The following is a 12,474-nucleotide window of genomic DNA, read 5'->3' on the forward strand; positions in this document are numbered from 1 at the left end:
GGCGGCGCGCCCGCGGACCGGCGTCAGTCGCGGGGTCCGCCGGCGTCCCGGCGGCGCCTGGACTCCTCGCGCACCCGCGCCGTCTCCCGTCTCAGCTCGCGCAGCTGCGCCCTCTCCTCGCGCAGGTGGGCCCGGTTCTGAGCGCGCAGGACCGCTCGGCGCTGCTCGGCCTCCTCCCGGTCCAGGTGCCTCTGCCTGCGCATCTGGGCGCGCCAATGGGCGCGGTCGGCCTCGATCTGCGCCAGGCGCTCGGCCAGGTAGCGGGCCTCGGAGGCGGTCAGCCCGTGCTGGCGCACCCCCAGGTCGTGGCGCTGACGACGGCGGGCCCCGGCCCGCGCCTCCGCCGTCGGGACCGGGGGCGCGCTCGGCCCGGCCGCCCCGATCCCGGCGGCCCCGGCACCGTCGGCCGCGTCCCCGGCGCCGTCCGGGCCCGGGGCCCCGGGCCCGGACGGCGGCTCCGCAAGGCCCGCGGGGCGGCGCGGCTCGCTGGCCACGAGCGGGCCCTGCGGCGCCTCGGCGGCGTTCTCGGCCCGGCGCCCGGAGGCCTCCACCGGCCCCTGCACCACCGCCAGGGCCTCGACGGCCGGCGCGCGGTCGACGTCGGAGGACAGGGCCAGGCCCAGGGCCGGCATGACCAGGACGCTGAGCGCGCCGGCCAGCACGAGGGTCGAGGCGAAGGGGGCGCTCATGGCGCCAGCGTCGACGGCGACCTGCGTGACGGCCACGATGATCGGCAGGGCGGTGGTGGAGTAGACGGCGATCTGCAGGGACTGGCGCACGGAGTAGGCGCGCGAGCCGTCGCGGCGCCGCTCCAGCAGGGCCGCCACCCACACCGGCAGGCCGCGCGTGAGCACCAGCAGCACGAGGAAGGCCCCCAGGTGGAGCAGGGAGGCGGCCGTCAGCTCCAGCTCGATCGCCATGCCGGAGGTGACGAAGAACAGCGGGACGAAGAACCCGTAGGCCAGCCCGTCGAGCTTCTCCTCCAGCTGGCGGTCGCCGTCGGGGACCGCGTAGCGCAGGATGAATCCGGCCGCGAAGGCGCCCAGGACGACGTCGAGCTCGAAGACCTCCGCCAGCGTGCACAGCCCCACCAGCAGCAGGATGGTGACGCGGATGGTGGTCTGCGCCGTCGTCGAGCCGCCCAGGTGGATCGCCTCGACCAGGCGGCGGCCCGCGCGCTGGACGCGGTCGGTGAAGCGGACGATGAGCAGGGTGATGGTCAGGAAGGCCAGGAGGATGACGAGGGACTGCCAGGTCGAGCGGGACCCCAGCAGCAGCGCCATGAGGATGATCGGGCCGACCTCGCCCACCGCCCCGTGGTTGAGGATCGCCGCGCCCACGGCGGTGGGCAGCAGGTCGCGCTCGCGCAGGATCGGCAGGATCGTGCCGATGGCGGTGGAGGTCATGGCGATGGCGATGGCGATGCCGTTGGCGGAGAGGGGGCCGCCGGTCACGCCCACCGCCGCGACCGTGGCGAAGGCCAGGACCAGGGAGCCGCCCCAGGCGATCATGGCGTGGCGCCCGCCCGTGCCGCGCAGCTCGTTGACGTCGATCTCGTAGCCGGCCATGAGGAAGAGGAAGGCGACGCCGAGCTCCCTGAGGAAGCCGATGTCCCGGCCGATGTGGGCGATGCCGAGGGCGCCCGGGCCGATGACGACGCCGCCGAGGATGAGCAGGACGGTCTCGGGCAGCATCCGCCGCGGCACGCCCCAGGACAGCAGGGGCGCCAGCAGGGCGACCGCCACGATGCACAGCAGCGAGACGAAGGCGTGGGCCACGCGGACTCCTTCCGGACGGGTGAAGTTCGCGGGGGAGCCTACCGGGGCGACGACGGCCCGCTAGAATTTCTCCAGGGACAGGTTCTTGCCCGATATCGTCAGCGCCAGCCCCTTGTCGGCGACGGCGACGGTGTTCAGCGCCGCGCCCGCGGGCAGGACCTCCGGACCGATGGTGATATCGGGTATCTCCATGCCCAGGACCTTGAGGATCTGGGAGGAGGCGGACTCGTCGTCCAGATCGAATTCGACGCCCCGGATGGTCACCCTGGTCGCGGACAGGAGGAGTCCGCCGTCGGCCGTGAGACTGGGTTCCAGGACCAGGCTCGTGCCGGAGCCCAGGATCGGCGAGGTGGCGACCATGGCGCCGGGGGAGTCCGCCGAGCCGCGGGTCTGGGGCTGGACGGTCAGGTCCGGCGGCAGGCGGGGCACGCGGGCCCTGACAATGGCGGATATCTCCGACCAGGCGACGGTGCCGGTCACGGCGACGGCGTCGATGGTGTGCGGCCGGGTGAGGGAGACGCCCGTGAGGGTGGCGTTCAGGTCGCTGAGGGTCACGCTGGTCGAAGTGGCGCCGTCCCCGGTCGACGCGGCCCGCGTCAGGGTGAGGGAGTCGGCATCGATGGTCAGGACGTTGAGCCTGGATCCCATGACCTGGGGCAGGACGAGGCCGTCGGCGGAGATCGTGGCGTCCGCCGACAGGCCCGGCAGGGCCGAGCGGATCACGGCCTCGATCCGGGAGCGGGCGTAGAGCTCCGCGCCCACGGCCGCGGCGGCCAGGACGAGGACGACGACGACCGCCACGAGCGCCCCGATCCTGCCCCGCCGCCGCGGGCGGCGGGCCCGGGCGCCGTCGCGGGCGTCCGGCGGACGGGACTCGCGCAGGGCGCCGACGTCCAGGACGGAGATCTTGGACGCCTCCGGCATCGGCAGGGGCTCGGTGGCGGCGGGTTCGGACTCCGGGGCGGGTTCGGACGCCGGGGCCGGCTCAGGTTCGGGTTCGGACGCCGGGGCCGGCTCAGGTTCGGGTTCGGACGCCGGGGCCGGTCCGGGGCCGACGACGATCACGGCGGCGGGTTCGGACGCCATCGCGGGGGTGGCGGCGGATCCGGACTGGGGCGCCGGGGCGGGCTCGGCGGCGACCGGCCCGGGCCCGGGTTCGAGCGCCGGGACCGGCCCGGGCCCGGGTTCGAGCGCCGGGACCGGCCCGGGCCCGGGTTCGAGCGCCGGGGCGGGCGACGGGCCCGGCCCGGGCCCGTCCTCGTGCACAGCGGGCAGCTCCTCCGTCGGCTGGTTCAACGCGTCGTCCTGACGATCTGCGCTCATTGCTCAGGCCCTGCGCTCGCGGGACCGGTCGGCCACGGAGGCGGTGTTCTCCTGGCGACTGGCCTGATTGGCCGCATGCTCCTCGTCGAGCATGGGCAGGTCCTCGGCGGTCACCATGAGAGTTGACACGGCGTGCTCCACCAGGGCGGTGCGGCGGTTGGAGGCGGCGCCCTCGGCGCGTCCGCCGCGCAACCCGCGCACGCCGACGCGGTCGAGCTTCTCGCAGACGTTGTCGAGCTTGCGATTGAACTTGGTCAGGGGCCAGCCCAGGCGCGCGGCCGCGGAGGAGGAGGACGGGATCTCCGCGGCGCCGGTGCCGGCGCGCTTGAGAACGGGCTCGGCCAGGGCCAGGACCAGGAGGAGCTGCGAGCGCGTCATGGGGGTCACCCCGATCGTGGTCTTGCCGGTCGTCTGGCCGTTGCCCTCGATGCCGGTGAAGTGGTCCTCACCGGCGGTGATGAGATCAATCTCATAGGTGGTGGGGCCGGCTGAGAAGGTGAGGATGACCCGCGGGAAGACCAGGGGCATGCGGGCGCCGGGGGCCAGACGGGACTGGACCAGCCCGTCGCCGTCGGTCAGGGTGGCGGACAGGCGCGAGCCCTCGTTGGAGATCCACCACAGGTCGTTGTCCCTCGTGAAGACGAGGAAGCGCCGGTGCAGGTAGGGATTGTCATCGATGTCGAGGTCGCCGCCGCGGCCGATGACGAAACTGGATCCGGCGTGGACGCGGTAGACCTCCCCCGAGAAGTCGAGTACGAGCTCGTCGGGGTTGTCCGGGTCTACCTCGGGGAGCATGGTCCAGGTCATATCGCTCATGGGGACTCCTTCATCAGGTGGGTTCGGGGCCTTCGCAGAAGGACCTACAGCGGTGGGTCGATCCGGAGGGTGACGCCGTCGCCCACGTCCAGCAAGTCTCCCACGAATAAGGGAGTCGGAAGCGAGGTCGCCAGCAGGACCGGGGACATTCCGGGACGGGCGAGCACGGTGCCGTTATTCGAACCGAGGTCGAGGGCCAGCACGCTCCAGCCGGCCGTCGTCACCTGCAGGTGGGAGCGGGAGACCGTCTGGGTGGGGCTGGGGACCTGCACCAGGGACGTGCCCGGGGCGCAGCCGGGGCGGGCCCTGGGGGCCCGGCCGATGATGATCTCGCCGCGCACCGGCACCGACCACCCGGTGGACAGGACCAGGGTCGCCAGGACCGGCAACGGCACCTGGCGCCGCTCGCCGGTCAGGGGCGCGCTGCAGCTCAGGCATCCGGGGGCGTCGGGCGGGTTGACGTGGCCGGCCGCGCAGACGGAGGCCCACACGAGGGGCACCACGCTCTGCGGGGCGGACATGGCGCCGGCGTCCTGCGAGCGCGCGAAGGTCATGTACCCGGCGGTGGGCGCCGACGCGCCGGAGGCCGATGCGCCGGAGGAGATCACCTCGGTGGGGGCCGGCCGGTGCTGATCGGCCCACGGGGGGCGGCGCGGCGGCCGCGCGGACTCGGCGGGCGAGGACGGACGACGGGACGCCGCCCCGGGCGTCGCGGCGCCCGGGCGCCGGCGCCGCCGCCCGGAGCCGGGCTCGGGCTCGGGGTAGGCGGGCGAGGACGACGACGGCGGCGGGGTCGCGGGTTCCGAGGAGGGGACCCACACGCCGGTGGTGGCGGCGCTCGCGCGCGCCTCGTCCTCCTCGGACCAGGTGATCGTCTCGGGCGACTCCTCGACCCGGTCCGACGCGTTCGGGGCCTCCTGCGGGGCGTCGGCGGTGGAGGCGGAGGCGTACATGACGGCGGCGGCCCAGGCGCCCGCCTCGGCGTCGGCGCGCAGCGGGCCGGCTGGCCCGGGATCGTCCTCGGCGTCGGCGCGCAGCGGGGCGGTCGGCCCGGGATCGCTGTTCCGGACGACGCCGTCCCGGGCGCCGTCGGCGCCGTCGGCCCCCTCCAGCAGCTCCCGCAGCCGCGCGACGAGGTCCGCGGGGGCGTCGGCCCGCAGCTGCGCGACGCCGTAGCGCCCGCGCAGCTCGATGATCCCGGAGCTCACCCCGATCACGTGCCCTCCCGGGCGGGCATGTCGACGACGAGGGCCGTCGCATTGTCGTGCCCGCCGGCCTCCAGGGCCGCGGCGACGCACATCTCGGCAGCGCGCTGCGGCGACAGGCCCGCGCCCAGCACCGTGGCCAGGGCCTCGTCGTCGAGCTCGTCGCTCAGGCCGTCGGAGCACACGAGGATGCGGTCCCCGCCGCGCACGGGCAGCAGGTGGGTGTCGGGCACGCCCGCGTCGTTGATGCCGCCGCCCAGGGCCCGGGTGACGACATTGCGCCGCGGATCGGTGCGGGCCTCCAGCGGGGTGAGGCGGTGGGCGTCGATGAGGGCCTGGACGTGGGAGTGGTCCTTGGTGACCTGCTCGAGCAGGCCCTCGCGCAGCAGGTAGACGCGGGCGTCGCCGATATTGAAGGCGATCCAGGTCGGCCCCTCGGCGAGGTCGGCCAGGACCACCCCGGCGACCGTGGCCCCGGGCCGGTACAGGGCGTGGGAGGGGATGGCGGTGACGGCGGCGGCCGCGGCGCGCACGGTGTCGACGACGGTGTCGACGTCGGTCACGCGCGTGGAGGTCAGCGACCCGAGCGCCCCGAGGGCGGCGCGGGTGGCCGAGCGCCCGGCGGCGTGCCCGCCCATGCCGTCGACGACGATGAAGGCGGGGGCGGTGGCGAGGTAGCCGTCCTCGTTGACCGAGCGCAGACGGCCGACGTCGGTCGCCGCCCCGAATCTGGGAACGGGCACGACGCACGGCGCCGAAGGAGCATTCATGGTGGCTGCCCCGACGGCGTCGTGCGACTCGATCATCGATTCTCCCTCGCGTCCATGGTCGGCGCCCCAGCCCCCGCCGCACGGTGCGGGAGGGCTCGAACCGGCTCCACCGACGATACCGGCCCGGGGCGTCATCGGAGTGTAGCCCCGCCCCGCCGACCGGCCCGGACGAGGGGAAGAAGTACCCGCCGACCGGCCGGAGAGCCGGGGAGCCGGGCGATCGGACGGCCGGGGAGCCGGGCGTCGGTCGATCGGCCGATCGGTGACGCTCGCGCCACGACCGCCACACCAACGGCCCAGGCGCAAGGGGCGGGGCCTCGGGTAGGCTCTCGGCAGTCGGTACCCGCCGACACCCGCGCACGACCATTCGCGTCAAGGGCACCGGAGAAACCGGGCGCCCCGTTTGCCTGCGTCGGGTACCACTCTCCGGAGGACTCAGCATGTCTCAGGCTCAGGACGACCTTGTCGCACGGGCGACGGACCCCAATGCCGAGCTCACCACCCTGCACGAGCTCGCCCAGAACTACCCCGGTCTGCGCCCGTACATCGCCGCCAACCCCCGCACCTACCCGGATCTGCTGAACTGGTTGGGGACGCTGGGCGACCCCGCCGTCGACGCCGCGCTCGCGGCCCGCACCCAGGCGCAGATGAACGGCACGCTCACCGCGGCGGCCACCCAGGCGCCCCCCGGCGACCAGCCCGCCACCGAGGAGATGAAGACCTTCGCCGTCCCCGTCTCCGCGTCCTCGGCCCAGGGCGACACGGCGCCCCTGCAGAGCGTGCCGGCGGAGGCCCAGACGCAGTACCAGACCCAGTCCCCCTTCCAGGTCCAGTCCGCCGAGCCCCAGTACCAGACGCAGTACCAGGCCCAGCCCGCCTACCAGCCCCAGCCCGCCCAGCCCCAGTACCAGGCTCAGCCCGCCTACCAGGCCCAGCCCGCCCAGCAGGCCTGGAGCGCCCCGGCCGATCAAGGCGTGTTCGGCGTCGGCGAGGACGAGCCGGAGGAGGCCTCGCGCTCGGGCATCTGGCTGTGGATCCTGGCGGCCATCGCCCTCGTGCTCGTCGTCGCCCTCATCGTCTGGTGGTTCGCCGTGATGAACGACAAAGACGGCGACGACGAGGCCGGCGCCGGGTCGAAGACCTCGGACAAGACCTCGACCGCGCCCCAGACGCCGGAGGGGACGTCGAGCGCCTCCCCGTCCGCCAAGCCCAGCAAGACCCCCACACCCACACCCACTCCCACGCCCACCCCCACGCCCTCGGCGACACCCACCTTCAAGGCCCCCGCCCCCAGCAACGCCATCGAGCTGAGCGGGTTCACCACCCCGAGCGGCAATGTCAGCTGCACCCTGAGCAAGAACTCCGTCTCGTGCACGATCAACCAGCACAACACGACCGGCCCCCAGGGCAGCTGCCCGGACGCCACGGGCAAGCCCCTGACCATGGCCGTGGGCAAGAACGGGGAGGTCTCCATCAGCTGCGACACGGGCTTCTCCGCCTCCGGGGCCGTCCTGTCCTACGACGCCAGCGCCAAGAGCGACGCCTTCGCCTGCACCTCCAAGGACGACGGCGTCGAGTGCTGGAGCCAGGTCACCGGGCAGGGGTTCAAGCTCTCGCGGGACAGCCAGATCAACAAGAGCCACTGAGCGGGGAGCCCGACAGCCCACATGCCCACCGCCTACGGCCGCATTCTGCGCAGGCCGGGGGCCCTGCGCTTCTCCGCCGCGGGGCTCCTGGCCCGCTTCCCCATGTCCATGGTGGGCATCTCCACCATTCTGGCGGTCCAGGACCTGTACGGCTCCTACTCGGCGGCCGGGGCGGTCAGCGCCGCCAATATCGTCGCGACCGCCGTCGGCGCGCCCCTCCTGGCCCGCCTGGTCGACGCCCACGGGCAGGCGCGGGTCATGGCGCCGGCCCTGGTCGCCTCCAGCGCCTCGCTGCTCGCCCTGGCCGCGGCCGCCCAGCACCGCGCGGCGCCGTGGTCACTCATCGCGCTGTCCGCCCTGGCCGGCGCGCTGTCGGGGTCCATGGGCTCGCTGGTGCGCTCGCGCTGGACGGCGCTGCTGAAATCGCCCGACGACATCCACACGGCCTTCTCCCTGGAGGCGGCCCTGGACGAGACGGCCTTCATGATCGGCCCCGTCCTGGCCACAGTCCTGTGCACGACGCCGGCGCTGCCGGTCACCAGCGGCTGGATCGCCGCCATGGCCCTGCAGACGGGCGGGGGGCTGTGGTTCCTGTCCCAGCGGGCCACCGAGCCCGCCCCGCACCCGCGCCGTCGCCGGACGGCGGACCCGGGCCGCGGCGACGGCGAGCGCGGCGCCGCCGAGCGCGCGCGGGGCCCGGCCGCCCCGGAGCCGACGCCGCACCGGCCGGTGCTGGCCCACGGCGCGGTCGTATCCATCGCCGTGATATTCCTCACCTCCGGCGCGATGTTCGGGGCCAACGACGTCACCGTCGTCGCCTTCGCCACCGAGCTCGGTCAGAAGCCCGCCGCGGGCGCGGCCCTGGCGGCCTGGGCGGCCGGGTCCTTCCTCGCCGCCCTCGCGTACGGGTCGCGCTCGTGGGGGTGGCCGCTGTGGAAGCAGCTGGCGGCCGGGGCGCTGGCCCTGGCGCTGGGCGCCTCAACCTTCACCGTCGCCCCGAACCTCGCGGTGCTGTCGGCCCTGTACGTGCTCACCGGCCTGGCCATCGCCCCGACCATCACCAGCGGCAACAACATCGTCCAGGTGACGGTGGCGCCCTCCCAGCTGACGGAGGGGCTGGCCTGGGTCAGCACCGCCCTCAATATCGGCGTGTCCCTGGGGTCCCTGATCGCCGGGCGGGTCCTGGACGCCTCGGGCTCGCGCGGCGGCTACCTGCTGGTGGTCGGCTTCGCCTGGGTCGGCGCGGCGGTGACGGCGGGCAGTCTGCGGATCCTGCGGCGCGCCCGCACCCACTCCCGCGTCCCGCTCGAGGGCCGCCCCGACGAGCGGTGACGGGCGCCGCCCGCCGGCCGCACCCATCGCATTGAGAGGCGACGCTCCATTACACTCCTGGCCCGTGGTGACCCAGACCCTGAGACTCGCCCTCGGATCACGCGCGGCCCGGGTGATCGCCTGGGCCGGGCTGGCCGCGACCTGCTACCCGGCCCTGTGGGGCAAGGACGGCGCCGGCCTGCCCAAGCTCGACGCCTGGATCTACTACCACGCCGTCGCCCAGTGGCACGCGGGCGGCAGCCTCTACGGCTGGTACGCCAACCCCGCCCAGCACCTGTGGCCCTTCACCTACCCGCCCTTCGCTGCACTGGCGCTGACCCCCCTGACCTGGGGGTCGGACCGCACCGCCCAGGTGCTGCTCGTGGTGGCCACGCCCCTGTGCGTGGCGGCGACCCTGTGGGCGCTGCTGCGCCGCCTCGGCGCCGCGAAGGACGTGGCGGCGGGCGCGGCCCCCTGGCTCGCCCTGGCCGCCGTCACGGCGCTGGAGCCGGTGCCCAAGACCATGGAGTACGGGCAGGTCAACGCCCTGCTCATGGCCCTGGTCGCGCTCGATCTGCTGGCCGTGCCCGAGCGCTCGCGCCTGCGCGGTGCGCTCAGCGGACTGGCGGCGGCCTTCAAGCTCACTCCCGCGATCGCCGTGCTGGTCCTGCTGGCGCGCCGCGAGTGGCGGGCGGCGGCCACCATGGTCGGCACGGCGACGGCGGTCACGGCCGCCTGCTGGGCGGCGTGGCCCGCCGAGTCGACCGAGTTCTTCACCCGGGCCATGTGGGACCCGGGCCGGGCCGGCTTCGCCGACTACTCGGGCAACCAGAACCTCAAGGGCGCCGTCGCCCGCTGGCTGCCCGAAGCGGCCTGGACGCCCGCCTGGGGGCTGTGCGTGCTGGGCGCCGTCGCCGGGGCCTGGCTGCTGCTGCGCCGCCTGGACCGGGTCCGGACCGGCGGCAGTGCGACCAGCGGGACCGACGGGACCGGGGCCGACGACGGGCTCGTCCTGTGCCTCCAGGTCTGCGTCGCCATGGTGGCCGGGCTGCTCGTCTCGCCGATCTCCTGGTCCCACCACTGGGTGTGGTGCGCGCCCGCGATTATCGCCCTGGCGGCGGCCGGGCGGCGGTGGCGCGCACCGGGGCTGCTGACGACGGCGGGCGCCGGCGCGGCCGTCTTCGTCCTGGCCATGCAGTGGTGGTTCCCCGAGCAGAACCACGTCGAGCAGGACTGGCCCGCCTGGGCCACCGTCGTCGGCTCGTCCTACACGTGGTGGGCGCTGGCCACCGGGGCGGTCCTGGCCCGGAGCCTGCCCGCCCGCGCCGCGCCCGAGCGCCCCCGCGAGGCGGCGCCGCAGCCCTGACGACGGCGGGCCCGGCCCCATAGAATTCGGCTCGTGCCCCTCTCCGACATCGCCCGCGCCGCCGAGAACCGGATCTACCGGGACGTCATCCCCGTGCTCAAGGCGCGCGGCTGGCGCCCCCGGGTCATCGGCTACGAGGGCTACGGCTCGGCGGGCGAGCGGGGCTCCATGGCGCGCGTCCTGGCGCGCATGCTCATGCGCCCGGCCGACGCCCCCGCGGAGGGGCCCATGTTCCGCTCCGTCCCCGAGGGCCTGCCCACCTCGGCGACGGCGATGCGGGAGATGGCCCTGGACACCCTCATCGACGCCCAGCGCGGCTGGCGCCAGTTCATCGACGTGCCCGTGCCCCACCTGCCGGTCACGATCCGCGTGGGCGGCGCCGTCGTGCGCACCCGCGCGGACCGCTCCGGCTACATCGACGTCGTCGTGCGCGACCACGGGCTGGGCGCCGGCTGGCACGACGTCGTCATCGACGCCGCCGGGGCCGGACGGGTGAGCACGCGCGTCCACATCGTCGCCCCGGGCAGCCGCCTGGGGATCGTCTGCGACATCGACGACACGGCCATGGTCACGAACGTGCCGCGCATGTTCATCGCCGCCTGGAACCTGCTGGTCAAGAACGCCGCCAACCGCGAGCCCGTGCCCGGGATGGCGACGCTGCTCAACACGGTGAGCGACTCGCACCCCGACGCCCCCCTCATCTTCGTGTCGACAGGGGCGTGGAACGTGGTGCCGACCCTGCGCTCCTTCTTCAAGAAGAACGGCTTCCCGGCCGCCCCCAAGCTCATGACCGACTGGGGCCCGACGAACACGGGCTGGTTCCGCTCGGGCATCGAGCACAAGCGCACCGAGCTGCGGCGCCTCATGATCGACCTGCCGGAGGTGAGCTGGCTGCTCATCGGCGACGACGGCCAGCACGACCCGCTCATCTACTCCGAGGCGGTGCGCGAGCACTCCGACCGGGTGGCGGCGGTGGCGATCCGGCGGCTGAGCCAGAAGGAGCAGGTGCTCGCCGGCACGCAGTTCGCCCACCCGATGGGCCTGGGGCCGGTGGCGCGCGTGCTGGCCGAATCGGACGTGCCGGTGGTCGTCGGCCGCGACGGCTACGAGCTGGCCCGGCTGCTGCCCGACTGGATCATGGGGGGCGACGCCCCCGGGGCGGCGGGCGCGGCCCGGTGGTCCTGACTCCGCCATCCCGGCGGGCGGCGGGACGCTGTGCTCACCGGTAATCAACCTTCCCCTCACCCACCGCCATCCCCGGCGGGGAGCGGGACGCTCCTCCGTCAAGAAGGTTATTCAGCGGGCTCATGGTGGCGTTCTCCTTGGACCACTTGCGTTCCGCTGGACCACGGCGGTCCGACCGTCGTTCTCGAGGGCGGAGTGCGCGTCCCGGCGTCCGGGGCGCGGCGGCGCCGGGCGCCGGGGTCCGCGAGATCGTCGGGTAACCCGCGAGAATGTCGGGTAACCGCCGAGATCGTCACTTAACCCGCGAGAACGTCTGCTAGAGGTACGTGCTCGCGGGTTAAGTGACGATCTCGCGGGTCGGGGTACGATCTCGCGGGTTAAGTGACGTGCTCGCGAACCGGGGCGCGTCACGGCATGCGAGACGCCGTCCCACCATGCGAGACGACCGGCGGGGGCGGGGGCGCCGGAACATCTCCCACCACCGCCCGGGCCGCTCCCGACGCCCGACCCGCTCATCTACTGCGCCTCTTTCCCTCTGCTACGCCCCTCCACCCTTCGCTACGCCTGTTCTTCTCGTACAGTGAAGGGTCAAGAGGCGTAGCAGAGGGAAAGGGGCGTAGCGGACGCCGCCGGCCCCTCCGAACACCGGACGCGCACGGGACGCATCGAGTCGTGGAACGCCGCCGCCATCCCGCCGGCCCCTCCGGACGCCGACCCGTGGGATCGGCCCGGCCCGGCGGGATCGGCCCGGCCCCGGGGTGCGTCTCTTAGTGTGGTGGCAATTCCCGCGGGGCTTCCGCCCGGGGTCGTCGGCACGGGCGGCGGGCATCGTGGGAGCCCTGTTCCTCAGCCAGATTCACAAGGAGTGCACCCACGATGCCCGCCACGAACCAGTCTGCCGTGTCCACGCTGATCCGGGAAGTCCTTGCCGACCCGGATCTGGCTCACGATGACGTCTTCCGCCGCCTGCTCCAGGCCGGGCTGCAGGATCTGGTCGACGCCGAGGCCGCCGCCGTGATCGGCGCGGGGCGCTACGAGCGCACCCCGCATCGCACCAACAGGCGCAACGGCACG

General features: G+C 74.3%; 10 protein-coding genes. 5 read left to right on the plus strand and 5 right to left on the minus strand.

Translation table 11 applies throughout. From position 1 onward, the window contains the following. Positions 1 to 23 precede the first annotated feature (23 nt). Genes G446_RS0108010 through G446_RS0108030 form a run of 5 tightly spaced genes read right to left on the minus strand, consistent with a single transcriptional unit; the run spans position 24 to position 5,892 of the window. Positions 24 to 1,778: a cation:proton antiporter gene (locus tag G446_RS0108010; RefSeq protein WP_026409767.1), complete on the minus strand. Its 1,755-nt coding sequence runs from the start codon at positions 1,776 to 1,778 to the stop codon at positions 24 to 26. 60 nt (positions 1,779 to 1,838) lie between these two features. Beyond that, positions 1,839 to 3,101, minus strand: coding sequence for a hypothetical protein (locus G446_RS16745; RefSeq protein ID WP_156916577.1), 1,263 nt, complete (start codon positions 3,099 to 3,101; stop codon positions 1,839 to 1,841). Positions 3,102 to 3,104: 3 nt separating this feature from the next. After that, positions 3,105 to 3,917: an FHA domain-containing protein gene (locus G446_RS0108020; RefSeq protein WP_026409768.1), complete on the minus strand. Its 813-nt coding sequence runs from the start codon at positions 3,915 to 3,917 to the stop codon at positions 3,105 to 3,107. Between the two features lie 44 nt (positions 3,918 to 3,961). Further along, positions 3,962 to 5,134, minus strand: coding sequence for an FHA domain-containing protein (locus G446_RS18745; RefSeq protein ID WP_051285777.1), 1,173 nt, complete (start codon positions 5,132 to 5,134; stop codon positions 3,962 to 3,964). Next, positions 5,131 to 5,892 carry a PP2C family protein-serine/threonine phosphatase gene (locus G446_RS0108030; RefSeq protein WP_026409769.1) on the minus strand — a complete coding sequence of 254 codons (762 nt, stop codon included), beginning with the start codon at positions 5,890 to 5,892 and terminating at the stop codon, positions 5,131 to 5,133. The genes G446_RS18745 and G446_RS0108030 overlap by 4 nt, the downstream gene beginning before the upstream one ends. 440 nt (positions 5,893 to 6,332) lie before the next feature. Between G446_RS0108030 and G446_RS0108035 the strand changes: the two genes are divergently transcribed. From G446_RS0108035 to G446_RS0108055, 5 genes are all read left to right on the plus strand, one after another. Then, a complete protein-coding gene (locus tag G446_RS0108035) occupies positions 6,333 to 7,538 on the plus strand; it encodes a variant leucine-rich repeat-containing protein (protein WP_034469729.1) in 1,206 nt (401 codons plus the stop codon). A gap of 21 nt (positions 7,539 to 7,559) precedes the next feature. Further along, positions 7,560 to 8,870: an MFS transporter gene (locus G446_RS0108040; protein WP_026409771.1), complete on the plus strand. Its 1,311-nt coding sequence runs from the start codon at positions 7,560 to 7,562 to the stop codon at positions 8,868 to 8,870. A 64-nt stretch (positions 8,871 to 8,934) separates the two neighbouring features. Continuing rightward, positions 8,935 to 10,215, plus strand: coding sequence for a glycosyltransferase 87 family protein (locus G446_RS16755; protein ID WP_084779089.1), 1,281 nt, complete (start codon positions 8,935 to 8,937; stop codon positions 10,213 to 10,215). A gap of 33 nt (positions 10,216 to 10,248) precedes the next feature. After that, on the plus strand, positions 10,249 to 11,400 hold the full coding sequence (locus G446_RS0108050; RefSeq protein WP_026409772.1) for an App1 family protein phosphatidate phosphatase: 1,152 nt from the start codon (positions 10,249 to 10,251) through the stop codon (positions 11,398 to 11,400). A gap of 876 nt (positions 11,401 to 12,276) precedes the next feature. Continuing rightward, the coding region (locus tag G446_RS0108055; protein WP_026409773.1) for a transposase at positions 12,277 to 12,474 on the plus strand (198 nt) is incomplete at its 3' end.

Source organism: Actinomyces dentalis DSM 19115 (assembly GCF_000429225.1).
Lineage (GTDB): Bacteria > Actinomycetota > Actinomycetes > Actinomycetales > Actinomycetaceae > Actinomyces > Actinomyces dentalis.